This is a genomic window from Streptomyces goshikiensis, from assembly GCF_014650555.1.
In the GTDB taxonomy this organism is placed as follows: Bacteria; Actinomycetota; Actinomycetes; order Streptomycetales; family Streptomycetaceae; genus Streptomyces; species Streptomyces goshikiensis.
In genome coordinates, this window is sequence record NZ_BMVE01000004.1 from 291,614 (window position 1) to 316,326 (window position 24,713).

Below are 24,713 nucleotides of genomic sequence, written 5' to 3' on the forward strand. Positions count from 1 at the left end.
CACGTTCATGACCATCCGCGAATTCAAGATGCCCGACGTGGGCGAGGGCCTCACCGAGGCCGAGATCCTCAAGTGGTTCGTCCAGCCGGGTGACACCGTCACCGACGGGCAGGTCGTGTGCGAGGTCGAGACGGCGAAGGCGGCCGTCGAGCTGCCGATCCCCTTCGACGGCGTCGTGCACGCGCTGCTCTTCGAGGAGGGCACCACGGTCGACGTCGGCCAGGTGATCATCTCCGTCCAGACCAGTCCCGCCGGCGAGGAGGCGGCCGCGGCCGAGGTGCCCGCCACGGTCGCCGCCGCAGCCCCCGCCGCCGCTCCGGCTCCGGCGCAGGCCGAGGAGCCGGCCGCCGCCGCGCGCCAGCCCGTACTGGTGGGCTACGGCGTCTCCCAGGCCTCCACGAAGCGCCGTCCGCGCAAGGCGGCCGGTGACGTGGCCGCGCAGAACGGCACGGCGGCCCCGGCCGTCGTTCCCGCGCAGCCCGCGGCCGCGCAGCTCGTGGCCGCGGCCGCGCAGAACGGCACGGCCGCCCCGGCCGCCGCCGGCGCGGCCCGCGCACTGGCCAAGCCGCCGGTGCGCAAGCTCGCCAAGGACCTCGGCATCGACCTGGCCACGGTCGTCCCCACCGGGGACGGCGGCGTCGTGACCCGCGAGGACGTGCACGCCGCGGCCGCCGCGGCGATCGCCCCGCAGGTGGCGGCCCCGGCCGCCGCGGCCCCCGCGCCGGTCCAGGCTCCGGCCGAGGTCGCGCCCCAGGCCGCCCCGGCCCAGACCGGGCGCGAGACCCGCATCCCGGTCAAGGGCGTCCGCAAGGTCACCGCGCAGGCCATGGTCGGCTCCGCCTTCACCGCCCCGCACGTCACCGAGTTCATCACCTTCGACGTGACCCGGACGATGAAGCTGGTCCAGGAGCTCAAGGAGGACCCGGACCTCGCCGGTCTGCGGATCAACCCGCTGCTCCTGATCGCCAAGGCGGTCCTGGTGGCCATCCGCCGCAACCCGGACGTCAACGCGTCCTGGGACGAGGCGGCCCAGGAGATCGTGCTCAAGCACTACGTCAACCTGGGCATCGCCGCGGCGACCCCGCGCGGGCTGATCGTCCCGAACATCAAGGACGCCCACGCCAAGACGCTGCGCGAGCTGTCCGAGTCCCTGTCGGATCTGGTCGCCACCGCCCGCGACGGCAAGACCTCCCCGGCGGACATGCAGAACGGCACCCTCACCCTCACCAACGTCGGCGTCTTCGGCGTCGACACCGGTACGCCGATCCTGAACCCGGGCGAGTCCGCGATCCTGGCGGTCGGAGCGATCAAGCTCCAGCCGTGGGTCCACAAGGGCAAGGTCAAGCCGCGCCAGGTCACCACCCTGGCGCTGTCCTTCGACCACCGTCTGATCGACGGCGAGCTCGGCTCCCGCTTCCTGGCCGACATCGCGGCCGTCCTGGAGCACCCGCGCCGCCTGGTCACCTGGGCCTAGCCCCCGGTACGACGGCACGCGCCGCGCCGATGGCCGGTCTCCCCCACCCGGGAGGCCGGCCATCGGCCGTGAGCGGGACCCGCGCGCACGGCGACGGGCCGGCCAAAACCCCTGGCCAGGGGGGTTGCCCCGTGTGATCATCAGCGCATGATCTTCCGCTGTGCGGCCGCAGACCCCGCCGACCTCGACCGCGCCCTCGCCTACGAGGGCGACGAGCCCGTCGAGGCGCTCACCGCCGAGGCGATCCGCGAGGAACTCGCGGAGAACCGGTTCCGGCCCGAGTGGATCTGGTTCGCCGAGGACGAGGAGGGCGAGATCCTCGCCCGCGCCCTGTGGTGGGGCCGCGCCGACAGCGAGCGGCCCGTCGCGCTCGACTGCCTCCAGGTCCGCGCCGGCGCCCCGGACCCCGGCGCGCTCGCCGCCGGGCTGCTCGCCGCCGGGCACGAGGCCTTCGGGACCCTGCCGCTCTACAACGTCTCGCTGCCCGGCGACTGGCGGACCCGCCCCGAGTTCGCCGCCGCCCTCGCGTGGCGGCAGGAGGCCGCGTACGCGGTGGGCCTGACGCGGGAGATCGAGCGGCTGCGCTACGAGTGGACCCCGGCCGCCGGCACCGCCGAGCCCACCGGGCGGCTCGTCTTCCGCGAGGCCGGCGACGAGGAGTTCCTCGACGCGTTCGTCCGGCTGTCGCAGGGCAGCCTCGACGTGGCCACGCAGAACGAACTCCGCTCGATGGACGCGGAGGAACTGGCCCGCGAGGACATGGAGTTCTACCTCGACTGCCCCGGCGAGCGCTCCTGGTGGCGGCTCGCCCACCTCCCGGACGGCACCCTCGCCGGTCTGGCGATCCCCTCCGCGACCCCCTACCACCGCAACGTCGGATACCTCGGCGTCGTCCCGGAGCAGCGCGGCAAGGGCCTGATCGACGAGGTGCTCGCCGAGATCACCCGCTTCCACGCGGCCGCCGGCGCCCAGCGCGTCACCGCGACCACGGACACCGTGAACGCCCCGATGGCCGCCGCCTTCGACCGCGCGGGCTACGAGGTCACGCAGATCCGCCTGGTCCTGGAACAGCCGTCGCAGGCCTGACGCGCGCGCGGTAGCCTCCTGCCCGGAGAGAGGGGGCCGGGGTTGCCCATCGCCGAGTTGCAGGTGTACTCCGTCGAGGAGGCCGACGTCACGGGCGGGGTGTGCATCGTCCGCGTCATCGGCGGGATCGCCCGCGCCGGGCAGGTGTACGTCGCCGGCGGCCTCCGGCTCGGCCTGACCCGGATCGAGATGTGGGGGCGCCCGGCGGAGTTCGTCGACCCCCCGCACGCGGCGCGCGCCCACCTCACCGGGCCGATGGTCGCGCTGCTCAGCCGGGGGCAGGTGCTGACGGCCGTACCGCCCGCCGGGCACGCCCTGGAGGACCTGGAGGCCTGGCTGGCCACCGACCCCCCGCTGCTGGAGGAGCCGCTGCCGCCGGCCCTGCGCAGCCTGGCCGCGGGGCGGATGCAGGACGACGCGCTGCCGGACGGGACCCGGCTGCGCTGGGGCCGGGTGGCGCTGGCCGCGACCCGGCGCGGCGCCGCGGCGACCGGCGCGGACCCGCTGGTGCGGGGCGCGGAGCTGGCCGCCGTACGGGGCTACCTGATCGACCGGTTCGGCCCGGGCCCGGACGCCGGCGGGGACCCGGCCGCGCTGTGCCGGGAGCTGCTGGCCCTGATCGACCTGACGCCGGCGCAGGCGGCCGCGGCGGCCCGCACCTGGCGGGACCTGCCGCGGGAGCGCATCCGGCACCTGCGGCGCATCAAGAACCTGCTGCCCTGGATGGCCCTGGTGCGCCCGCACCTGCCGGACGGCGACGCCCTCGCCCGGGCGGTCGACGCCTGGACGGCCGTCCGCCCGCGGCTTCCGTAGCCCGTAGCCCCTAGCCCGCCTTCGCCGCGTTGCCGAGCACCTTGTCCGGGGTGATGCGCACGATCACCCGGACGTTCTCCGCCGGGGCGTTCGCGTACTCCTCGCCGCCGCCCGGGCCCAGGTACTTCTCGGCGATGCGGACGGTGACCGCCCGGCCGGCGTCCTCGGTCAGGGTGGCGGTGCCGCGGATCTCCACGTAGAGGAAGGGGTTGGCCAGGTCGAAGACGGTCAGGCCGGCCCGCCCGTCCCGCAGGAGGTTGAGCTCCTTGCGGCGGCCGCGCTCGGTGGACACCAACAGGTCGGTGCCCTCGCGGATCACCCAGACCACCGAACTCTGCGGCCCGCCGTCGGGGTTGAGGGTGGTGAGGACCGCCGGGTGCGGGGCGTCCAGGAGCTTGCGCACGGTGTCGTTCATCTCAACAGTCATGAGCAGCAGGCTAGTTGTCCCGCACGGCCGGTACCGGTCCTTTCCGGTGCCGGATCCGACTACGCGAGGTCCGGGGGAGAGTTCGTCAGGTCCGCGACCACGGGAGGTTCAGCCACGGGCTGCCGGGGTCGCTCGTCAGCTCCCGGTGCACGGTGACCATGTCCCCGTACCAGTGCCCGAACTCCTCCTCGTCGAAGTGCAGGCAGCGCCCCAGGACGAACCCGGCGGACAGGTCCTCCCAGGACCGGTACGCCAGCCGGCAGGCCTCTCCGGCGCGGACCACGGCGTCCTCGGTCTCCGCGATCGTCCCGAACCGGGCGCCGAGCCCCCAGCGGGCCATCTGCGAGGCCCGCCCGTAGTCCCAGGCCTCCACGGAGCGCACGAACCGGCCCTCGCCGAGCAGTCCGTCGGCCCGGAACCGCTGCTCGTAGCGGGCGATCCGGCCGATCAGCCGCCGTACGCCCGCGATCTCCCCCTCCACCTCGGCGGCGGGCCGGGGCGCGGCCGTCGTGACGCCCTCGGGGGTGAGCCGCGGTTCGGCGGCCCTGCGGGCGCCGGCGCGCAGGCTGTACTCGGCCGCGTGGCGCCAGTGCTCCGTGTCCACCGCGCCCGCGAAGTCCTGGGCGAGGGAGCGGCGCACGCGCAGCGCGTACTCCCAGACGGGGCTGACCATCTCGGCGCCGAGCAGCTGACGGGTGGTGGACAGCCAGTCCTCGCGGGTGGTGACGCCCCACCACTTGTCGAGCTTCTCGCGCTCCCTCGTGTAGCCGTCGCCGTGGTAGGCGAGGGAGTTCCAGAACATCCCGTTCCGGACGGAGAGGTGCGCGCCGCAGGCCAGCCCGAAGGCGACGGGGCCGTGCAGGGGGCCGCCGACGTGGAGGGCGTGCACCTTGTCCGTCTCCAGGCCGGCGTAGCGCGGCTTGTTGCGGTAGTGGGCGTCCCAGGTGGCGCGGTGGGCGGGGGAGGCGGGCAGGAACACCTCGAAGGGGGTCCCGGGATTGACGGCCAGGTACGCCGCGCCGTCGGCCGGGACGTGGTCGGCGAACCAGGCCAGGTCCTGGCGCTCGAAGACCAGCTCGGGCGTGGGGACGGGCAGCATCCCGGCGGTGAACACGGCGTACGCCCGGGCGCGGACCTGCGGGAAGTAGGCGGGCTCCAGGCGCAGCCGGGTGGGGTGCGCGTCCTGGTAGGCGCGGGACTGCGGGACGAACAGCTCGGCGAGCGCGAGGGCGTCGAGGAAGGCGGGCCAGTTCCCCGCCGCCCTGGCATCGTCCAGCTGTCGTTCTATGGCGCTCGGCGCGGTCCAGGTCCCCATGCGGAAACCCTAGCCGGGGCCCTCGGGCGGGTGTCCGGCCCCCGCGTCCGGCCCCCGCGTACGGCCGGGCGCCCGGCCGGGGGAAGGTCCGGCCGGGCGCCCCGGTGCGTACTGAGCGGCGTGCGGGCGGCGTTACGCGGTGACGCCGCCGTCGGCGACCAGGTCGTGGCCGACGACGAAGCCCGCCTCCTCCGAGGCCAGCCACAGCACCGCGGCGACGACCTCGTCGGTGCTGCCGACGCGGCCGAGCGGGACGACGCCGGCGAGGCGCTCGGCGCGGGCGGCCTCGTCCTCGCCCGGGCGGAAGGACATCGTGGTGTCGGTGGCGCCCGGGCTCACCGAGTTGATGCGGATGCCGTCCTTGATGTGGTCGAGGGCGGCGATGCGGGTCAGCGTGCTGACGGCGGCCTTGGAGGTGGCGTAGGCGGCCAGGCCCGGACGGCGGCCGTGGTACCCGATGTTGGAGGAGGTGTTGACGATGACGCCGCCGCCGTTGGCCCGCATGTGGACGATCTCCTGCTGCATCGCGTGGAGCGTGCCGTTCAGGTTCACGTCGAAGGTCTTCTTCCAGGTGTCCAGGTCGATGTCGCCGACCGGGCTGGGCTTGGTGAAGATGCCGGCGTTGTTGTGCGCGATGTGCAGCGCGCCGTGCTCGCGCACCACCGTCTCGACCAGGGCGGCCATGTCCTCGGGCTTGCTGACGTCGGCGGTGACGGCGCTCGCCTTGCCGCCCTCCTCCTCGATGAGCCGGACGGTCTCGGCGATCGACTCGGGGCGGACCCCGGAGGCCACGACGGTGGCACCCTCACGGGCGAAGGCCAGGGCGCTGGCCCGGCCGATGCCCGCGCCGGCGCCGGTGACCAGTACGACCTTGTCCGCGAAACGGTTCGTCATGTCGGGAACTCCTCAATCAATCGAATGGTGTGGCGGTGTGGGGGGCTGGAGCGGTGCGCAGGTGGAGCGACCGGCCGTCCCGCTCCCGTCCCCGGAGCCTCACACGGCGTCCCGGCCCGCCGCGAAGCCCGCCGGGGGACTTCGTCAGAGCCGGGAGACTTCGTCAGGTACGGGGGCGGCCGTACGACCCCCGTGCCACCGCGCGACCGCCCGGACCCCCTTGACGGGCCCCGGCGGCAGGTGGACGCTCCCGGATCTCGCTCGCATCCGTACGGGCGATCGCGCATGGGGGGCCAATGCCACAGGAGTACGTCCGGACGGCGGGGGAGCTGCGGGCACGGCTCGCGCGGCAGCGGGCGAGGTGGTCGGTCAGCGAGCACCTCGCGGACGACGACCCCCTGCCGCGCCCCTCGCTGGGCCTGGAGCCGGGGGCGAACCTGACGGAGGCGAGCGAGGTGGGGCCGGTCGACCTGCGGGGGCTGATCGGGCGGCCCAGCGGCAATCCGCACCTCACCCGGCGCAGGGCGGCGCACGGGCTGCTGCCCGCCGCCGAGGGGGTGGCGGGGACGGCGCGGCCGGCCGCCGTGGACTGGCGCGCCCGCTGGGGCTGGCCCTGGATCACCAAGGTGAAGGACCAGAACCCTTGCGGCTCCTGCTGGGCGTTCGGGGCGGCCGGCCTCGTGGAGTCGATGGCCCGCATCGAGCACGACGTCTGGGCGCGGCGCTCCGAGGGCGACGTCCACGACGGCCTGCGGTTCAGCTGCGGCCAGGGCAGCAACCCCGAGACGGCGCTGGACTGGATCCAGGCCAACGGCGGTCTCGCCGACCCGGACTGCTGGCCCTACGGCACGCCGCCCGAGGGGCTGCCCGCCGACCGGCGCGACGCCTGGCGCGCGGAGTACACGCCGAGCTGGGACCGGTCCGGGCGGACCGTCCGGATCACCGAGTACGTCCGGCTGGGCGACGTGGAGCAGCAGAAGGTGTGGCTGGACACCGTCGGTCCGCTGACCGCCTGCTTCGACGTCTACGACGACTTCTTCGCCCTGGGCTCCGGGGTCTACCACCGGACCGACGACCGGCTCGCGGGCGGCCACTGCGTGCTGGTCGTCGGCTACGACGACGCCGCGGGCTGCTGGCTGTTCAAGAACTCCTGGGGGACGGGCTACCACGTCGGCGGCTTCGGCCGGATCGGGTACGGCGAGGTCAACATCGACCACTGGGCCAAGTGCGGTCTGCGCGGCACCAACATCGACCCGTGGACCAAGCGCAGGCTGCACGCGGGCAGCGTCTACGAGAGCGGCAACGGCCGCGCCCACCGCAACTTCGAGATGTCCGCGACGGCCGGCGGGGGCCGGCTGCGGCACTGGTGGCGCGAGGGCGACGCGCCCTTCGCGTGGGCCCGCGCGGCCACCTACGCGACCGACGCGTCCGGGCAGCCGGCCTTCACCGGGAGCACGTACAACCGGAACATGGAGTCCCTGCACGTGACCACGGACGGGCGGCTGCGGCACTGGTACTACGAGCAGTCCGGCGGTGCCTGGCGCGACGGCGGGGTCTTCGGCCCCGGGGACGCGGCGATCGGCTCGACCCCGGCGTTCATCCAGAGCGACTACGGCAAGCCGGGCAACTTCGAGGTGGTCGTCCGGACCGCCGACGGCCGGCTGAACCACTGGTGGCGGATCAACGGCGCCCCCTGGACCTGGAACGACGGCGGCCGGTTCGGGTCCGGCATCGCCCACTACGGGCCCGCGCTCGTCCAGACCCGCTCCCGCCACCTCGACCTCGTCGCCACCCGCACGGACGGGCGGATGCAGCTGTGGTGGCGGGACGACCCGAACGGCTTCGCCTGGCGCGCCGGGGAGGTCTTCGGCAGCGGGATCACCTCGGCGCCCTGCCTGATCGAGGGGCAGTACGGGGCCGTGGACGAGGACACCGCCGGGAACTACGAGCTGTGCGCGGTCGCCGGCGGCGGGCGGATCGAGCACTGGTGGCGCGGGAACGCGGGCGGCTCGCCCTGGCGGCGGAGCGCGGTCTTCGGGCACGACGCGCTCGCCGTCGCCGGGATGCTCCAGGGCAGCTTCGGGTTCAACCTGGAGGTCATCGTCCTGCGCACGGACCGCCGCCTCCAGCACTGGTGGCGCGACGGCGAGGGCTGGCACGAGGGGCCGGTGATCGGCCCCGCCTGAGGAGGGAAGGGGCCGTACGGATGGAGGTGCGGGAGGTCGCGCTGCGGGCCGGCGAGGGGTACGAACTGCGGCTCACCGGACGCGGGGCGCGCGGGTACGTGTGGATCTGGCAGGTGAGCGGTGACGTCGACGCGGTCGCGGTGGCCGAGGGCGGCCCGGCCCCGGCCGGGGCGGCGCCGGGCGCGCCGGTGGAGCGGACGTACCTGGTCCGGGGCCGCCGTCCGGGCGGGCGGGCCCGCATCCGCTTCGCGCAGGTCCGGCCGCCCTACCCGGAGGAGGCCCCGTACGACGAGTTCGTCCTGGACGTGCGGGTGACGTCCTAGGCCCGGTCGCGGCGCGTCCGGATGGTGGACCCGGCGCCCGGATGCACCCCTGTTGTATCTATCCTGTGCGCATGCCATCCCCCGCCGCGGCGCAGACCGCCCCCACCGCCGCCGAACGCGTCTACGCCCACGTCAAGCGGGGCGTCCTCGACCGCCGTTACGAAGGCGGCGTCCTCCTCACCGAGGGCGAACTCGCCGAGGCCGTCGGGGTGTCCCGCACTCCGGTGCGCGAGGCGCTGCTGCGCCTGGAGACCGAGGGGCTGCTGAAGCTGTACCCGAAGAAGGGCGCGCTGGTCCTGCCGGTCTCCGCGCAGGAGATCGCCGATGTGATCGAAACCCGGCTGCTGGTCGAGGAGTTCACGGTGCGCAGGGCCCTCCCCTCGCCGCCCGGCCTGCTGGACCGGCTCGCCACGCTGGTCGAGGAGCAGCGCCGGCACGCCGCCGCGGGCGACCTCGCCGCCGTGATGGCCGCCGACCGGGGCTTCCACGCGGAGATCGTGCGCGCCGCCGGAAACCAGATCCTGTGCCGCCTCTACGACCAGCTCCGCGACCGGCAGCTGCGGATGGGCGTGGCGCTGCTGCACGCGCACCCCGACCGGATCGAACGGTCGTTGACCGAGCACACCGAGATCCTGGACGCGCTGCGCGCCGGGGACGCGGAGACGGCGGCCGCCGCGGTACGGGCGCACGTGGGCCGGGTCGAGGCGCTGGTGCGGGGGACGGCCCGATGAGCCGGGCGGCGGGCGCGACGGCGGCCGCGCCGGGGGATCCCGAGGGCGGGCGGAAGGCCGTGGCCGTCTGGTCGATCGGCGTCTGCGTCTACTTCGTCGCGGTGATCTTCCGTACCAGCCTGGGCGTGGCCGGACTGGAGGCGGCGGACCGCTTCCACGTGAACGCCTCGGCGCTGTCCGTGTTCTCCCTGCTCCAGCTGCTGGTCTACGCCGGGATGCAGATACCCGTCGGCCTGATGGTGGACCGGCTCGGCACGAAGAAGGTGCTGACGCTGGGCGCGGTGCTGTTCACCGCGGGCCAGATCGGCTTCGCGCTGTCCCCGACGTACGGGATGGCGCTGGCGGCCCGCGCCCTGCTGGGCTGTGGTGACGCCATGACCTTCATCTCGGTGCTCCGGCTGGGCACCCGGTGGTTCCCGGCCCGGCGGGCCCCGGTGATGGCGCAGCTGGCCGGGCTGGTCGGGATGGCGGGCAACCTGGTCTCGACGCTGGTGCTGGCGCCCGTACTGCACGGGGCCGGCTGGGTTCCGGCGTTCGCCGGGAGCGCGGTCGCGGGGCTGGTGGTGCTGGTGCCGCTGACGCTGTTCCTGCGGGACCAGCCCGAGGGCCACGAGCCGGCGCCCCGGCCGCGCGGCACGGGCGGGTTCGTACGCCGCCAGATCGCGGAGTCCTGGCGGGAGCCGGGCACCCGGCTGGGGCTGTGGGTGCACTTCACGACGCAGTTCCCGGCGATGGTGTTCCTGCTGCTGTGGGGAATGCCGTTCCTGGTCGAGGCGCAGGGGCTGTCGCGGACCGCGGCCGGCGCTCTGCTGACGCTCGTGGTGGTCTCGCACATGTGCTGCGGCCTGCTCTACGGGCAGCTGGTGGGCCGCCGGCAGTCGGCGCGGCTGCCGCTGGCGCTGGGCACGGTCGCCCTGACGGCCCTGCTGTGGGCCTCGGTGCTGGTCTACCCGGGGGACCGCGCCCCGTTGGGGCTGCTGGTCGCGCTGTGCGTGGTGCTGGGGACCTGCGGTCCGGCGTCGATGATCGGCTTCGACTTCGCCCGCCCGGCGAATCCGGCGGAGCGTCAGGGGACGGCTTCCGGGATCACCAACATGGGCGGTTTCATCGCCACGATGACGACGCTGCTGGCGGTGGGGCTGCTGCTCGACGCGACCGGTGACGACTACCGGGTGGCGTTCTCCTCGGTGTTCGTCCTTCAGGCGCTGGGCACCGCCCGGATCCTGCGGCTGCGGGGCCGCGCCCTCGCCCGCGAGCGGGAACACCTGGGCGCGCTGCGGACCGGCGCCACCGCCACGAGCGCGGCGGGGCTCGGCCGGACCGCTACGGGGTCACGGCGAAGTGCGTGAGGATCGCCTCGGCGAGCGCGGGGTCGCCCTCGGCCTTCACCCGGTCGGCCACGACGCGCGGCCGGACCCGGCCCGCCGCCAGCCGGACGTACGTCTCCCAGTCCATGGTCAGCGTCACCGCCGGGCCGAGGGAGGGCGCCATGTCCAGGGTTCCGCGCCCCTGCGCGTCGACCCGTACCGTCCGCATGAACTCCACCGGGCCGTGCACGTCCAGGACGACCGCCGAGTTCGCCGGGGCGCCGGCCCGCTTGGCGACCACCTTGGCCAGCCCCTCCAGCAGCACGTCCCGCGCGATGAACGCCCCCGGCGCGTCCCAGTTCCCCGGTGCGCCCAGCGCGGCCCGCAGGTCCTGCTCGTGCACCCACACGTCATAGGCCCGCAGCCGCAGCGCCTGCTCCAGGGTCACCTGCTCGCCCAGCGGCCCGCGCACCATCGTGGCCGGATCCCGCTTCTCGCCCCGCAGCTGCCGCGCGCGCCGGATGACGGTGTACTCCAGCTCCGAGGTCATCTCGGGCGCGGTGTGGTGCCGGCGGACGTCAACCTGCACCTCCATGTACCGGGTGAACTCGTCCACCACGTGCCGCAGGTCCCGGGGCAGCGTGTGGATCGGCCGGGGGTCGCCGAGCTGTTCACACTCGATACCGATGATGTGTGACACCACGTCACGGACGGACCAGCCGGGGCAGGGGGTCGCCCGGTTCCACTCGCCCTCGGGGAGCGGGAGGACCAGCTCGGATATCGCCTCGATGGAATGGGTCCACGCGTCGGCATAGGGCTGAAGGCTGGGATGGACGGTCAACGGGACCCCTCGCGTGCTGTTCAGTGGCGCGTTGTGGACTATTCCCAAAACTACGCTGCCGGTGAGCACCCCGGCAGTGCTTTCGTGTGACGATCGTAGGCCCGAGTTGACATCCCTCTTGCCAGGACGGTGGTAGTGTGCGCGCCTCGCTGATTCAAATCGCGGTGAACGAAGGGGAGTCGGTGGCCTCCCGGCGCTCCCGCGTCGCCGACCTCGTACGGGAGCAGTCCGCTTCCGACCTCGTCGTGCTGCCCGAGCTGTGGACGGTGGGCGCCTTCGCCTACGAGCAGTTCGAGACCGAGGCCGAGCCGCTGGACGGCCCCACCTGCCAGGAAATGGCCCGGGCCGCGCGCGACGCCGGGGTGTGGCTGCACGCGGGCTCGTTCGTGGAGCGGGCGGGCGACGGCTCCCTCTACAACACGGCCCTCGTGCTCTCCCCGGAGGGCGAACTGGCGGCGACCTACCGCAAGATCCACCGGTTCGGCTTCGACCAGGGCGAGGCGGTGCTGATGTCGCCCGGCGACACCCTGACGACGGTGGCCCTGCCGGAGCAGACCCTGGGCCTGGCCACCTGCTACGACCTGCGCTTCCCGGAGCTGTTCCGGGGCCTGGTGGACGCCGGGGCGACCACGATGGTGGTGGCCGCGGGCTGGCCGGCCCGGCGGCTGGCCCACTGGACCCTGCTCAGCCGCGCGCGGGCGGTGGAGGACCAGTGCTACGTCCTGTCCTGCGGGCTGGCGGGCACCCACGCGGGCGTCGAGCAGGCCGGGCACAGCCTCGTGGTCGACCCCTGGGGCGAGATCCTCGCGCAGGCGGGCCCGGGCGAGGACGTCCTGACGGTGGAACTGGACCCGGGTAAGGTCGCCGAGACCCGGGAGCAGTTCCCGGCGCTGAAGGACCGCCGGCTGCGGCGCTGAGCAGGCCGTCCGGGCCCCGGGTTGGGACCGGCGCCGCCGGGTACACGAAGGGCCGCAGCCACGAAGGGCCGCAGCCACGAAGGGCCGCAGCCACGAAGGGCCGCAGCCGACCGGACTGTGGGGCCGGGAGCCCGTGGCCGTGGGGCCGCAGGGCCGTGACGAGGGAAGCGGGTACGCCGTGAGCGAGGAGACCGAGGTCGCGGTGGCGGCCGCCCTGGAGCCGCACGAGCCGCTGGCCGGGGAGATCGCGGCCCGGGAGCGGGTGCGCGGCGAAGCCGCCGGCCTGACGCACCACCAGACGGTGCGGGCCCTGGAGGCGGCCCTGGCCGAGGCCGGCGACCTGGCCTCGGCCGACGCCTCCGTCCGGGCGGCGGTCGCGGAGTGGCAGCGCATCACCGACCTGCTCTTCGACCACGGCGGCCCGTACGCGCCGGAGACGGACGCCTACGTCCAGGGCCAGCTCACGGCCCGGGAACACCACCGGGGCTGAGGTCCTCGCGCTCCTTCTCCGTCATCCGGATCACGCACACGGCGACGGCGACGAGCAGCGCCGCGTCCGCCTCCTCCCGGATCACGTCCACGGCGTAGGTCTCCCGGATCCGGTACCACTGGCGGGAGACCAGCGCGAGCAGCTCGCCCTCGTACTCGACCTTGAACTCGCGCTCCAGGATCCGGCCGCTGACATCGAGCTCGGTCCCCTCGACCAGGGTCACGCGGAAGTGGTCGCGCAGCAGCGAGAGCCGCTTGCGCCGGATCACGGCGAGCCGGCGCTCGTCCCGCTCCAGCGTCATCGCGTCGCGGAGGCTGAACAGCTTCTCCCGCAGGGTGATCAGGATCCGGCCGTCGGGAGCCTTCAGCTCCAGGGTGTCGCGGACCCGCAGCGCCTTCCCGTCGACGAGGAAGGCGTGCCGGCCCTCCTCGTCCTCGATCCAGTAGTCGTCGCCGATGGCCAGCACTTTGTCCCGTACGAGGTATTTCATGCGCTGATCGCTGCCCGCGATAGGTTGCGGCCATGCCTCTCCTCTACGTGACCGACCTGGCCTACCCTGCGCGCGGCCGCCGCTACGGCGACGAGGACATATTCCTCACGTCCCGGCTGCGCGAGCACTTCGGCCTCGCCCTGTGCCACCCCCGGGACGCCCGGGCCATGCTGGCGCTGGGCTTCGACGCCGTCGTCGTCCGCAACAGCGGCCCGGTCCTGCACTACCAGCAGGACCACGACGCCTTCCGCGCCGCCGCGCTCGCCGCCGGGACCCGCGTCTACAACCCGCTCACGGGCCGCGGCGACATGGCGGGCAAGCAGTACCTGCTCGACCTGACGGCCGCCGGCTACCCGGTGATCCCGACGGTGGACGACCCGGCCGACCTCGGCCTGCTCCCGTCGGTCCCCACCTACGCGGTCAAGCCCAAGCGGGGCGCGGACTCCATCGGCCTCACCTTCACCGACCGCCCGCAGGGGGCGGCCGGGGAGATCCTGATCCAGCCGCGCGTCGACTTCGCGTACGAGGTGTCCTTCTACTTCGTCGACGACGCCTTCCAGTACGCGCTGTACGCCCCGGACCCGGCCCGCCGCTGGGAGCTGACCCCGTACGAGCCCACGCCCGCCGACCTGGACTTCGCCCGCGCCTTCATCGGGTGGAACACCCTCGCGCACGGCATCCAGCGCGTGGACGCCTGCCGGGCGCCGTCGGGCGAGCTGCTGCTGGTGGAGCTGGAGGACCTCAACCCGTACCTGTCGCTGGACCTGGTCGCGCCGGAGGTCCGCGACGGCTTCGTCACGGCCCTCGCGCAGTCCCTGTTCGCCTTCCTGAAGGCCTGATGTCAGACCGGGGTGCCAGGCTCTGCACCCATGGACAAGCAGACGTTCTGGAAGCTGATCGAGACGGCGCGCGCGGACGCGGCAGCCGATGAGGTGGCAGCGCGGGCGGCCGGGCTCCTCGCGCTGCGACCGGAGCGGGAGATAGCCGCCGCCCAGCAGGTGCTGTGGGACCTGCTGGCGGAGTCGTACCGCGCCCCGCTCTGGGCCGCCGCCTACCTGATCAACGGGGGCTGCTCCGACGACGGCTTCGACTACTTCCGCGGCTGGCTCCTCACCCAGGGCGAGGCGGCCTTCACCGCCGCCCTGGCGGACCCGGACTCCCTCGCCGACCACCCGGCGGTCCGCGAGGCCGCCACCGAGGGCGTGGAGCTGTGGGACGAGTCGGCCCTCTCGATCGCCTGGAGGGCCCACGAGGCCGCCACGGGCCGCGAACTCCCGGCCGACTCCTTCACGATCAGCTACCCGGAGCTGGACCCGGCCTGGTCCTTCGACTTCGACGACGCCGCGGAGACCGCCGCCCGCCTCCCCCGCCTGAGCGCCCTGTTCGACGCCTAGAGCCCGCTGGTGTCGAGGTCGATCCCGAAGGGCTCCGGAAGCCGGACCGGAGTCCCGAAGGGGTGCGGCCCGTCGACCTCGGTGTAGCCGAGCCGCCCGGGCCCGGCGAACAGGGTGACGGTCTTGTCCATCCGGTCGACCAGCAGGTAGAGGGGGGCGCCGTACTCGGCGTACCGCTTGCGCTTGACCACCCGGTCGGTCTCGGCGTTCGACTCCGACGTCACCTCGACGATCAGCAGGGTCTGGTCGGGGAGCAGCGCCCCGCCGCCGTCCGCGAGCTCATCGGGGACCACGGCGATGTCCGGTACGTACCAGTTCGGCGACCTGGGGAGATCGAGATTGCCCGAACCCTCGACACAGCCGAGTTCGTCCACCCGGGTCTCGATCTGGCGGCGGATGAGCTTCGCCGCCCGCTCATGGGCCCAGCTCGGTGTCATGTTGGTGATGACCCCTTCGACGATCTCCGTGCGGTCCCCGCTGTGGTGCTGGATCGCGTACTTCAGGGCGTGCTCGGGGTCGATGCCGTAGCTGTAGTCGTGCGCGGTGGTCATACCGGGCGCCTCCTTCGCTGCCTGGGGCCAGCGTCGCACGGGGCTGCGCGCCGCGTCGTCACCCCTGCGGGTGCATATGCCGGGGGGTGGCACCCTTGAGCCATGACTTCTGCCGCGTCCGCGCCCCGACGTGCCCGTGTCCGTGCCCCCGAGCTGATCGGCGAGGGGGGCTGGCTCAATACGGGCGGGAAGGATCTGACCCTCGCCGACCTGCGAGGGCGGATCGTCATCCTGGACTTCTGGACCTTCTGCTGCATCAACTGCCTGCACGTCCTCGACGAGCTGCGCGAGCTGGAGGAGAAGCACCGCGACACCGTCGTGATCATCGGTGTGCACTCCCCGAAGTTCGTGCACGAGGCCGAGCACGCGGCCGTCGTCGATGCCGTCGAGCGGTACGAGGTGCACCACCCGGTGCTGGACGACCCGAAGCTCGCGACCTGGAAGCAGTACGCCGTACGGGCCTGGCCGACGCTCGTCGTGATCGACCCCGAGGGTTACATCGTCGCGCAGCACGCCGGTGAGGGGCACGCCCACGCCCTCGCGCGGCTCGTGGCGGAGCTGGAGGCCGAGCACGAGACCAAGGGGACCCTGCGGCGCGGGGACGGGCCGTACGTGGCGCCCGAGGCGGTCGCGACCGACCTGCGGTTCCCCGGGAAGGCGCTCCTGCTGCCGTCCGGGAACTTCCTGGTGTCGGACTCGACCCGGCACCAGCTGGTGGAGCTCGCCGCCGACGCGGAGAGCGTCGTACGCCGCATCGGCAGCGGGGAGCGCGGCTTCGGGCCGGACGCCTTCAGCGAGCCGCAGGGGCTGGCGCTGCTGCCCGACGGGTCCGTCGTCGTCGCCGACACCGTCAACCACGCGCTGCGCCGCTTCGACCCGGCCACCGGCTCCGTCGAGACCGTCGCCGGGACCGGGCGGCAGTGGTGGCAGGGCTCGCCGACCTCCGGCCCCGCGCTGGAGGTCGACCTGTCCTCGCCGTGGGACGTGGCCTGGTGGCAGGGCAAGGTGTGGATCGCCATGGCCGGCGTGCACCAGCTGTGGACCTGGGACCCGCAGACCCGGACCGTGGAGGTCGCCGCCGGCACCACGAACGAGGGCCTGGTGGACGGGCCCGCCGCCGAGGCCTGGTTCGCGCAGCCGTCCGGGCTCGCGGCCACCGAGGACCGGCTGTGGGTCGCCGACCCCGAGACCAGCGCCCTGCGGTACCTCGAAGCGGCCCCCGACGGCGAGGGCTACGTCGTCACCTCCGCCGTCGGCACCGGGCTCTTCGACTTCGGCCACCGCGACGGCGACGCGGGCCAGGCGCTGCTCCAGCACCCGCTCGGGGTGACCGCCCTGCCCGACGGCTCGGTCGCGGTGTGCGACACGTACAACCACGCGCTGCGCCGCTTCGATCCGGCGACCGGCCAGGTCACCACGCTCGCCACCGATCTGCGCGAGCCCAGCGACGCGGTGCTCGCCGGGAACGACATCGTCGTCGTCGAGTCCGCCCGGCACCGGCTGACCCGGCTGCGGCTGCCCGAGGAGGCGGTCCGGGTCGACGCGGTCGCGCACCGCACGCAGCGCGCCGCGACCGAGGTCGCCGCGGGCACGCTCCGTCTCGACGTGGTCTTCCAGGCGCCGAGCGGCCAGAAGCTCGACACCCGGTACGGGCCCTCGACGCGGCTGCTGGTGTCCTCGACGCCGCCGGAACTGCTGCTGGGCGGGGAGGGCGCCGGGACGGACCTGTTCCGCGAGCTGGCGCTCAACCCGGAGCTCACCGAGGGCGTGCTGCACGTCTCCGCGATGGCGGCGTCCTGCGACGACGACCCGGACAACGAGTACCCGGCCTGCCACGTCCACCAGCAGGACTGGGGCGTCCCGGTGTCGGTGACCGCCTCCGGCGCGACCCGGCTCCCGCTGGTCCTCGCCGGCATGGACGGCTAGGACCAGCGCGGAAGGGACGGCCGACAGGCCCTAGTGGGCGGCGCGGCAGGCGCCGCTCGCGACGTTCGCGGAGATGCCGACGGCCGTCAGGCTCGCGGCGCAGCTGGTCTGGTTGCCGATCGAGCCCTCGTAACAGGCCTGGCCGATGCCGGCCGTCCCCTTCTTGCTGCTGTGCTGCGCGATGTACTTCTCGCAGTCCTGGACGCTGGTGGGGGCGGCGGCGGTCGCGGCGGTGGCGGCCGGGGCGGCGAAGACGATGCCGCCGGTGGCGAGGACCAGACCGGCCAGGATGCCGGGGATACGGGCCGACGGACGCATGCGGATGCACCTGCTCTCACGGTCGGTCACGCGGTCCGCGGGCGGGCCGGACCGCGGGCGGGGGCGACGCGGAGCCGGCACTCCGGGGGGCGGCCGGCTCGCGCTGCGGTCACCCTCGCCCTTCCGACGCTAGAGCACCCCACCGGCCCCCGCACCCCGCCCGCGCCGCCCGCCCGGCGGCGCCGGCCGTCAGCCCCGCAGGAACGCCACCAGCGCGTTCGCCAGCAGGTACGGGTCGTCCGCCCCGCACAGCTCCCGGGCGCTGTGCATCGAGAGGATCGCCACGCCGATGTCCACGGTGTGGATCCCGTGCCGGGCCGCCGTGATCGGGCCGATCGTGGTCCCGCACGGCATCGAGTTGTTGGAGACGAACGTCTGCCACGGCACCCCGGCCCGCTCGCAGGCGGCCGCGAACACCGCGCGCCCGGTGCCGTCCGTCGCGTACCGCTGGTTGACGTTGACCTTCAGGATCGGGCCGCCGTTGGCGCGCGGGTGGTGCGTCGGGTCGTGCCGCTCCGGGTAGTTGGGGTGCACGGCGTGCCCGGTGTCGGAGGACAGGCAGATGGTGCCGGCGAAGGCCCGCGCGCGGTCCTCGTACGAGCCGCCGCGCGAGAAGACTGAACGTTCCAGCACGTTCCCCAGGAGCGGCCCGTCCGCCCCGGTGTCGGACTGCGAGCCGTTCTCCTCGTGGTCGAACGCCGCCAGCACCGGGATGTACTCCAGGCCCTCGGAGGCCGAGACGGCCGCCAGCGCCGCGATGCCCGCGTGCACCGACACCAGGTTGTCCATCCGCGGGCCGGCCACCAGCTCGCGGTCCCGCCCCAGGTACGACGGCGGCTCGATGGAGTGCACCATCAGGTCCCAGCCGGCCACCGAGCCCTGCGGCAGGCCCTCTTCCTCCTCCAGGAATGCGATCAGGTCGCCCTCCTGTACGTCGCCCAGACCCCAGATCGGCTGCATGTGCCGCTGCTTGTCGAGCTTCAGGCCATCGGAGTTCGCCGACCGGTCCAGGTGCACGGCGAGTTGGGGTACGCGCAGCAGCGCGCGGTCCACGTTCACCAGGCGCTCGGTGCCGTCGCGCAGGGTCAGCCGCCCGGCCAGCCCCAGGTCCCGGTCCAGCCAGGTGTTGAGCAGGGTGCCGCCGTAGACCTCGACGGCGATCTGCCGCCAGCCCTGCGAGCCCGTGTCGGGAAGCGGCTTCACGCGCAGGTTGGGGGAGTCGGTGTGCGCGCCGACGATGCGGAACGGGGTGTGCGCGCGGGCGCCTTCCGGCACGTACCACGCGATGAGCGCGCCCCCGCGGAGGACGAACTTGCCACCGGTCCCCGCGTCCCAGGCGTCCGTTTCCGACAACTGCCTGAAGCCTGCCTTTTCCAGCCGCTCGGCCGCATTGGCCACGGCGTGGTACGGCGACGGACTGGCCGCCAAAAAGGTCATCAGATCGTCGGTGTGGCCGCGGTCGAAGCGGGCGGGAGAGCTCATGTGGTTCACCTTAACGACGGTCGTGTTCGCCATGGCCGGACTGCGGCGGATAGCCCAGGGTCGGGGCCGCGTGCGGGGTTCGGCCCCGCGGGCCCCTCGCTCTCAGCCCGGCGGACGCTCGAATCTGCGCTGCAACTGACGGCGCTCGCCCCGCTTGATGCGCGGGAGCATCTCGGGGGTCTGCGCCGGGCGCTGCGCGCGCCTTTTGCGTCCGGCGCAGAAGATACAGCCCTCACCGGGGGGCGCGTCCGGGTCGATGGGGGCGCCGGGGTGCTCGGAGCAGCCGGAGGCGTTGCGCGGCCGGGACAGTTCGCGGGCCACGATGAACGCGCGGTGCAGATCGTCCGCGAGCCGGACGAAGTCCTCGGCGGGGGAGGAGATGCTCAGGTGGAAGCGGCGGTCCTCGACGGTGCGCAGCTGCGCCCGCAGCACCTCGTGCGTGTACGGGGGCTCGGGGACGGGGTAGCCCAGCCTGCGCTGCTCCCCGGCGGGCGGGGCGGCGGCCGCCGGGCGGCCGCCCCGGGAGCGCAGGCCGAGGCGGCGGCGGTCGTTGCAGATCAGGCAGCGGCCCCAGCCGTCGGGTGCCTCGGGGTCCAGGGCGCCGTTGGGGTGCTCGGGGCAGCCGGTGTAGCTCTTGGCGGGAGCGAGCCCGGCGGCGGTCTGGAACGCGGTGTAGAGGGCGTCGGCGATGCCCTCGTACTCGGCGGGGTGGGAGCCGTCGTACAGCTCGCGCAGGTGGTCGCCGAGGCTGCCCAGGCCCGCCTGCAGCTCCTTGAGGGCGTACGGCCGCCCGGTGGGGACGGAGTACCCCCTGCTGCCGTGCTGATCCTGTGGACTCATGCTACGAGCGTGCCATGAACGACCGACAAGACGGGAACGCGGCGGCCTCGCGGCCCGGGGCCACAACGCGGCGGCGGCCGGACCCCCCGTACGGAGGTCCGGCCGCCGGCGTGCGTGACGGGCTGGGCGGTGCGGCCTAGAAGGCGGCCTCGTCGAGCTCCATCAGGGAGTTGTCGACCGACTCGGCGAGCGCGCGGGCGACCGAGACGTTCGGCAGGATCTGGGACGCGAAGAACTTCGCGGCGGCGATCTTGCCGGTGTAGAAGGGCACGTCCTTCGCGGAGGCGCCGGCCAGCTTCTCGGCGGCCACGGCCGCGCCCTTGAGCAGCAGGTATCCGACGACCACGTCGCCGGACGCCATCAGCAGGCGGGTGGTGTTCTGGCCGACCTTGTAGATGTTCTTGACGTCCTCGCCGGTGGCGGTGAGGTCGACGATCATCTGGCCGACGATGGCCTCCAGGTCCACGGCGGCCTTGGCGAGCGCGTCGCGGGCACCGGCCAGCTCCTCGCCGCCGACGGCCTCGGCCAGGAACTTCTTGATCGTCTCGGAGAGGACGTTCAGCGAGGCACCCTGGTCGCGGACGATCTTCCGGAAGAAGAAGTCCTGGCCCTGGATCGCCGTGGTGCCCTCGTAGAGGGTGTCGATCTTGGCGTCCCGGATGTACTGCTCGATCGGGTATTCCTGGAGGTAACCGGAACCGCCGAAGGTCTGCAGCGACTGGGCGAGCTGCTCGTACGAGCGCTCCGAGCCGTAGCCCTTCACGATCGGCAGGAGCAGGTCGTTCAGGCCGATCTCGGCGGAGGCGTCCTCGCCCGCGGCCTGCTTGAGCTGGATCTCGTCCTGGACGGAGGCGGTGTACAGCACGAGGGCGCGCATGCCCTCGGCGTAGGCCTTCTGCGTCATGAGCGAGCGGCGCACGTCGGGGTGGTGCGTGATGGTGACCTTGGGCGCGGTCTTGTCCATGAAGTTGGCCAGGTCCGGGCCCTGCACGCGCTCCTTGGCGTACTCCAGCGCGTTGAGGTAGCCGGTGGAGAGCGTGGCGATGGCCTTCGTGCCGACCATCATGCGGGCGAACTCGATGATCATGAACATCTGGCGGATGCCGTCGTGCTTGTCACCGATCAGCCAGCCCTTGGCGGGGTGCTGGTCGCCGAAGGTCATCTCGCACGTGTTGGAGGCCTTGAGGCCCATCTTGTGCTCGACGTTCGTCGCGTACACGCCGTTGCGCTCGCCCAGCTCGCCGGTCTCCCAGTCGAAGTGGAACTTCGGGACGAGGAAGAGCGACAGGCCCTTGGTGCCCGGGCCGTGGCCCTCGGGGCGCGCGAGGACGTAGTGGAGGATGTTCTCCTCCATGTCGTGCTCACCGGAGGTGATGAAGCGCTTCACGCCCTCGATGTGCCAGGAGCCGTCGGCCTGCTGGACGGCCTTGGTGCGGCCGGCGCCGACGTCCGAACCGGCGTCCGGCTCGGTCAGCACCATGGTGGAGCCCCAGCGCTTCTCGACCGCGATCTCGGCGACCTTCTTCTGCGCCTCGTTGCCCTCTTCGTAGAGGATGCCGGCGAAGGCCGGGCCGGAGGAGTACATCCAGACGGCCGGGTTCGCACCCAGGATCGTCTCGGCGAACGCCCAGATCAGGGAGCGGGGCGAGGTGGTGCCGCCGATCTCCTCGGGCAGGCCCAGACGCCAGTACTCGGAGTCCATGAAGGCCTTGTAGCTCTTCTTGAAGGACGCCGGGACGGGCGCGGTGTTCGTGGCCGGGTCGAAGACCGGCGGGGTGCGGTCGGCGTCCTCGAAGGAGGCGGCCAGCTCGTTCTCCGAGAGCTTGGTCATCTCGCTGAGGATCGTCTTGGCGGTCTCGGTGTCCATCTCACCGAACGGGCCGGTGCCGTACAGCTTGTCGCGGCCGAGCACCTCGAAGAGGTTGAACTCGATGTCGCGGAGATTCGACTTGTAGTGCCCCATGGCGACGGCTCCGTTAAGGCTCGGGGAGACAGGGTTCCTCGTACATACCAATCGGTAATGTCATGATGCTACCCGTCGGTAATAAGACGCAACCCCTCACTGGTGACTGTGACCAGCGTCAAGCGCGGCCGGAAGTGGCCGGAACGCGTGCCCGGGGGCCCGGGGCCGCTCGGTAGGCTTCGCCCCATGTACGGCTACGACCAGAACGTGAGCGCGGGGCAGCAGCAGCAGTACGCCGCCCCGCAGCAGATGGCCGGCGGGTACGGCGAGCAGCCGCTCTACCCCGAGCCCTCGCCGCCGTCGCTCGCCGACGCGGTGCGGGCCTTCACGACCGGGTCGCTGTCCGCCGAGGACTTCCAGCAGATCTTCGCGACGTCGAAGGTCTACTGCCCGCGGGGCGACACGCCGGGCTTCCTCGCGCTGCACAACACGCAGCAGCCGGTGATCCCGATGTTCACCACGCTGAAGGAGCTCCGCCGGTACGCCGGCAAGGAGTCCAAGTACTTCGTGATCACGGGCGCCGAGGTGATCGACCTGCTCCCGACCGGGTACGGCTTCGTCCTCGACATGGAGGGCGACCACCGGATGGTGTTCGACGCGAAGGCGGTCGAGCAGATGGTCGACTACGCCATGCGCCGGATGTACGGCTAGACGTTCGGCGCCGAGCCGCATGAGCCCGCCCCCGCCGCTTCCTTCAGCGGCGGGGGCGGGCTTCTTCGTGCGGGGCGGGAACGGCCGGGAATGACTTCGCGGGGCGCGCTGTTCTGAGGGGTGGCAGAAAGTTCGGGTTTCAACTAAACTCGACGCAGAAGGAGGTTCCGACCATGCCTGCAGTGACTGTGGAGAACCCGTTGACGCTCCCCCGCGTCGCGGAACCGGCCCAGGAGACCGCCGCCCGCAAGGTGCTGGCCGTCACGACCGCCCCCGGTGGTTTCGAGGGCGAGGGATTCCCGGTGCGCCGCGCGTTCGCCGGGATCAACTACCAGTACCTCGACCCGTTCATCATGATGGACCAGATGGGCGAGGTGGAGTACGCGCCGGGCGAGCCCAAGGGAACCCCGTGGCACCCGCACCGGGGCTTCGAGACCGTCACCTACCTGATCGACGGAACCTTCGTCCACCAGGACAGCAACGGCGGCGGCGGCGTCATCAACGGCGGCGACACCCAGTGGATGACTGCCGGATCAGGGCTTTTGCACATAGAGGCCCCGCCGGAGTCCCTCGTCGTCAGCGGCGGGCTCTTCCACGGCCTCCAGCTGTGGGTGAACCTCCCCGCCTCCGACAAGATGATGCCCCCGCGCTACCAGGACATCGGCGGCGGCAAGGTCCAGCTGCTGTCCACCCCCGACGGCGGCGCCCTGCTCCGGGTCATCGCCGGCGAGCTGGACGGGCACGAGGGCCCCGGCATCACCCACACGCCGATCACGATGATCCACGCGACCGTCACACCGGGCGCACAGGTCACCCTGCCGTGGCGCGAGGACTTCAACGCCCTCGTCTACGTCATGGCCGGGCGCGGCAGCGTCGGCGCCGACCGGCGGCCGATCCACACCGGCCAGACGGCGGTGTTCGGCGAGGGCGGTTCGCTGACCGTCCGCGCGGACGAGTCGCAGGACTCCAACGCCCCGGACCTGGAGGTCATCGTCCTCGGCGGCCGCCCGATCCGGGAGCCGATGGCGCACTACGGGCCGTTCGTGATGAACAGCCGGCACGAACTCCAGCAGGCCTTCGACGACTTCCAGGCCGGCAAGCTCGGGACCATCCCGACGACGGAGCGCAAGAAGTAGGGGCGGCGGCGGCCGTCAGCCCGCGGGTCCGGCGGGCGCCTGACCGGGCGCCCCGTACCGGGCCCGCAGCTCCGAGGCCACCCCGAACGCGGCGGCGGTCATCGGCACGGCGAGCAGCATGCCCAGGATCCCGGCGACGCTCGCCCCCACGGTGATCGCCAGCATGACCACGGCCGGATGCATCTGCACGGTCCGGCTCTGGATCAGCGGCTGGAGCACGTACCCCTCCAGCATCTGCACGGCCAGCACCACACCCAGCACCCACAGCCCGATGACCCAGCCCCGGTCGGCGAGGGCGACCAGCACCGCGACCGCGCCGGACAGGATGGCGCCGAGGTACGGGATGTAGGCGGTGATGAACACCAGCGCGCCCAGCCCGAGCGCGCCCGGTACGCGCAGCGCCAGCAGGGCGGCCGTGATGAACACGGCGTCGATCAGGGCCACGAAGGTGGTCCCGCGCATGAAGCCCTCGACGGCCAGGAACGCCCGCCGGGCCATCGCCTCGACGGTGTCGGCGGCGCTGCGCGGGCCGAGCGCGCGCAGGGCGCCGGCGATGCGGTGGGAGTCCCGCAGGAAGAAGAAGATCAGCACCAGCGCCAGGATCGCGGTCGCGATCATCTCCCCCACCACGCTGATGCCGGTGATCACGCCGGAGGCGGCGGTGCCGCCGAACTTGGCGAGCAGCTCCTTGGCGTTGGACGCCAGGTCCTGCAGCGAGGTCCCGGCGGCCCCGAAGTGCTCGGCGAGGTCCTGGCCGGCGCGGACGAGGGCGCTGACGATCTGGTCGCCGGTGTCGATCAGCGCGCCCACGACGACGTACGTGGCCCCGCCGACGACGGCCACCACCGCCAGGCAGGTCAGCGCGGCGGCGAGGGAGCGGCTGACCCCCATCCGCACCAGCCGCCGGTGCATCGGCCCGAGCAGGGCCGCCCCGAGCAGCGCGAGCAGCGCCGGGGTGACGGCGGCCTGGAAGGTGACGCACAGCCAGACGCCGACGGCGGCCACGCCGGTCACCAGCAGGACGACGGCACACCAGGCGGCGAGCCTGCGCACGGGCTCGGGGAGCAGGGAGCTGAACATCCGGTCATCCAACCACGGCGGCCGCCACGGCTCCCCGAACGCGTACGGCCCGGAAGGGCGTTGCGGGCCGGCCCCGCC

25 protein-coding genes are annotated in these 24,713 nt (G+C 73.2%); 14 read left to right on the top strand and 11 right to left on the bottom strand.

Going from position 1 to position 24,713, the window contains the following annotated elements; all coding sequences use genetic code 11:
- Positions 1–7: 7 nt before the first annotated feature.
- The 3 genes from IE248_RS14665 (at position 8) to IE248_RS14675 (ending at position 3,373) form a co-directional block, all read left to right on the top strand.
- Entirely contained in the window at positions 8–1,474 is a 1,467-nt protein-coding gene (locus tag IE248_RS14665; RefSeq protein WP_190030910.1) for a dihydrolipoamide acetyltransferase family protein, read from the top strand.
- A gap of 147 nt (positions 1,475–1,621) precedes the next feature.
- Positions 1,622–2,560, top strand: coding sequence for a GNAT family N-acetyltransferase (locus IE248_RS14670; RefSeq protein WP_008740039.1), 939 nt, complete (start codon positions 1,622–1,624; stop codon positions 2,558–2,560).
- Positions 2,561–2,602: 42 nt separating this feature from the next.
- Positions 2,603–3,373 (top strand): hypothetical protein, encoded by a 771-nt coding sequence (locus IE248_RS14675; RefSeq protein ID WP_190030911.1) that lies wholly within the window; start codon positions 2,603–2,605, stop codon positions 3,371–3,373.
- A gap of 10 nt (positions 3,374–3,383) precedes the next feature.
- Here the strand turns inward: IE248_RS14675 and IE248_RS14680 are convergent, their stop codons facing one another.
- The 3 genes from IE248_RS14680 to IE248_RS14690 form a co-directional block, all read right to left on the bottom strand.
- A complete protein-coding gene (locus IE248_RS14680) occupies positions 3,384–3,800 on the bottom strand; it encodes a PPOX class F420-dependent oxidoreductase (protein ID WP_037792198.1) in 417 nt (138 codons plus the stop codon).
- Positions 3,801–3,885: 85 nt separating this feature from the next.
- A complete protein-coding gene (locus IE248_RS14685) occupies positions 3,886–5,115 on the bottom strand; it encodes a DUF1266 domain-containing protein (RefSeq protein WP_073797789.1) in 1,230 nt (409 codons plus the stop codon).
- A 132-nt stretch (positions 5,116–5,247) separates the two neighbouring features.
- A complete protein-coding gene (locus IE248_RS14690) occupies positions 5,248–6,009 on the bottom strand; it encodes an SDR family NAD(P)-dependent oxidoreductase (RefSeq protein WP_008740046.1) in 762 nt (253 codons plus the stop codon).
- Between the two features lie 296 nt (positions 6,010–6,305).
- On the opposite strand from IE248_RS14690, the gene IE248_RS14695 reads away from it, so the two are divergent.
- The 4 genes from IE248_RS14695 to IE248_RS14710 all read left to right on the top strand — a co-directional run bounded on the left by IE248_RS14695 (position 6,306) and on the right by IE248_RS14710 (position 10,598).
- Positions 6,306–8,195: a C1 family peptidase gene (locus tag IE248_RS14695; protein ID WP_190030912.1), complete on the top strand. Its 1,890-nt coding sequence runs from the start codon at positions 6,306–6,308 to the stop codon at positions 8,193–8,195.
- Between the two features lie 20 nt (positions 8,196–8,215).
- Positions 8,216–8,518, top strand: a complete 303-nt coding sequence (locus IE248_RS14700) for a hypothetical protein (protein ID WP_190030913.1) — start codon at positions 8,216–8,218, stop codon at positions 8,516–8,518.
- Positions 8,519–8,589: 71 nt separating this feature from the next.
- Positions 8,590–9,249, top strand: a complete 660-nt coding sequence (locus IE248_RS14705) for a GntR family transcriptional regulator (protein WP_190030914.1) — start codon at positions 8,590–8,592, stop codon at positions 9,247–9,249.
- The gene (locus tag IE248_RS14710) at positions 9,246–10,598 is read left to right on the top strand and encodes an MFS transporter (RefSeq protein WP_190030915.1); all 1,353 of its coding nucleotides are present in this window, start codon (positions 9,246–9,248) and stop codon (positions 10,596–10,598) included. The genes IE248_RS14705 and IE248_RS14710 overlap by 4 nt, the downstream gene beginning before the upstream one ends.
- Here IE248_RS14710 and IE248_RS14715 read toward each other — a convergent pair.
- A complete protein-coding gene (locus IE248_RS14715; protein ID WP_008740055.1) occupies positions 10,573–11,397 on the bottom strand; it encodes a maleylpyruvate isomerase family mycothiol-dependent enzyme in 825 nt (274 codons plus the stop codon). The two genes, IE248_RS14710 and IE248_RS14715, sit on opposite strands and share 26 nt — an antisense overlap.
- Positions 11,398–11,534: 137 nt before the next feature.
- Between IE248_RS14715 and IE248_RS14720 the strand changes: the two genes are divergently transcribed.
- Both IE248_RS14720 and IE248_RS14725 read left to right on the top strand, forming a co-directional pair.
- Positions 11,535–12,314 carry a carbon-nitrogen family hydrolase gene (locus IE248_RS14720; RefSeq protein WP_008740056.1) on the top strand — a complete coding sequence of 260 codons (780 nt, stop codon included), beginning with the start codon at positions 11,535–11,537 and terminating at the stop codon, positions 12,312–12,314.
- Between the two features lie 178 nt (positions 12,315–12,492).
- A complete protein-coding gene (locus IE248_RS14725; protein ID WP_037799757.1) occupies positions 12,493–12,804 on the top strand; it encodes a hypothetical protein in 312 nt (103 codons plus the stop codon).
- Here IE248_RS14725 and IE248_RS14730 read toward each other — a convergent pair.
- Positions 12,776–13,294, bottom strand: a complete 519-nt coding sequence (locus IE248_RS14730) for an LURP-one-related/scramblase family protein (protein WP_008740059.1) — start codon at positions 13,292–13,294, stop codon at positions 12,776–12,778. The genes IE248_RS14725 and IE248_RS14730 overlap by 29 nt on opposite strands.
- Positions 13,295–13,326: 32 nt before the next feature.
- On the opposite strand from IE248_RS14730, the gene IE248_RS14735 reads away from it, so the two are divergent.
- Both IE248_RS14735 and IE248_RS14740 read left to right on the top strand, forming a co-directional pair.
- Entirely contained in the window at positions 13,327–14,133 is an 807-nt protein-coding gene (locus IE248_RS14735) for a hypothetical protein (protein ID WP_008740060.1), read from the top strand.
- Positions 14,134–14,163: 30 nt separating this feature from the next.
- Positions 14,164–14,688 carry a DUF4240 domain-containing protein gene (locus tag IE248_RS14740; RefSeq protein ID WP_037792205.1) on the top strand — a complete coding sequence of 175 codons (525 nt, stop codon included), beginning with the start codon at positions 14,164–14,166 and terminating at the stop codon, positions 14,686–14,688.
- Here the strand turns inward: IE248_RS14740 and IE248_RS14745 are convergent.
- Positions 14,685–15,239, bottom strand: a complete 555-nt coding sequence (locus tag IE248_RS14745; protein ID WP_008740062.1) for a Uma2 family endonuclease — start codon at positions 15,237–15,239, stop codon at positions 14,685–14,687. The two genes, IE248_RS14740 and IE248_RS14745, sit on opposite strands and share 4 nt — an antisense overlap.
- 102 nt (positions 15,240–15,341) lie before the next feature.
- Between IE248_RS14745 and IE248_RS14750 the strand changes: the two genes are divergently transcribed.
- Positions 15,342–17,165: an NHL domain-containing thioredoxin family protein gene (locus tag IE248_RS14750; RefSeq protein WP_190030916.1), complete on the top strand. Its 1,824-nt coding sequence runs from the start codon at positions 15,342–15,344 to the stop codon at positions 17,163–17,165.
- Between the two features lie 30 nt (positions 17,166–17,195).
- On the opposite strand, the gene IE248_RS14755 is transcribed toward IE248_RS14750, so the two are convergent.
- The 4 genes from IE248_RS14755 to IE248_RS14770 form a co-directional block, all read right to left on the bottom strand.
- Complete coding sequence (locus IE248_RS14755; RefSeq protein WP_073797794.1) at positions 17,196–17,483, bottom strand: hypothetical protein; 288 nt, start codon at positions 17,481–17,483, stop codon at positions 17,196–17,198.
- Between the two features lie 189 nt (positions 17,484–17,672).
- The gene (locus IE248_RS14760; RefSeq protein ID WP_073773938.1) at positions 17,673–18,965 is read right to left on the bottom strand and encodes a M18 family aminopeptidase; all 1,293 of its coding nucleotides are present in this window, start codon (positions 18,963–18,965) and stop codon (positions 17,673–17,675) included.
- 102 nt (positions 18,966–19,067) lie between these two features.
- Positions 19,068–19,805: a hypothetical protein gene (locus IE248_RS14765; protein WP_073773937.1), complete on the bottom strand. Its 738-nt coding sequence runs from the start codon at positions 19,803–19,805 to the stop codon at positions 19,068–19,070.
- Positions 19,806–19,941: 136 nt separating this feature from the next.
- A complete protein-coding gene (locus IE248_RS14770) occupies positions 19,942–21,768 on the bottom strand; it encodes an acyl-CoA dehydrogenase (RefSeq protein ID WP_008740069.1) in 1,827 nt (608 codons plus the stop codon).
- Positions 21,769–21,954: 186 nt separating this feature from the next.
- Between IE248_RS14770 and IE248_RS14775 the strand changes: the two genes are divergently transcribed.
- Positions 21,955–22,419, top strand: coding sequence for an SseB family protein (locus tag IE248_RS14775; RefSeq protein WP_008740070.1), 465 nt, complete (start codon positions 21,955–21,957; stop codon positions 22,417–22,419).
- A 173-nt stretch (positions 22,420–22,592) separates the two neighbouring features.
- Positions 22,593–23,555 carry a pirin family protein gene (locus IE248_RS14780; RefSeq protein ID WP_008740071.1) on the top strand — a complete coding sequence of 321 codons (963 nt, stop codon included), beginning with the start codon at positions 22,593–22,595 and terminating at the stop codon, positions 23,553–23,555.
- Positions 23,556–23,570: 15 nt separating this feature from the next.
- On the opposite strand, the gene IE248_RS14785 is transcribed toward IE248_RS14780, so the two are convergent.
- Entirely contained in the window at positions 23,571–24,635 is a 1,065-nt protein-coding gene (locus IE248_RS14785; RefSeq protein WP_037792213.1) for an AI-2E family transporter, read from the bottom strand.
- Positions 24,636–24,713: the final 78 nt, after the last annotated feature.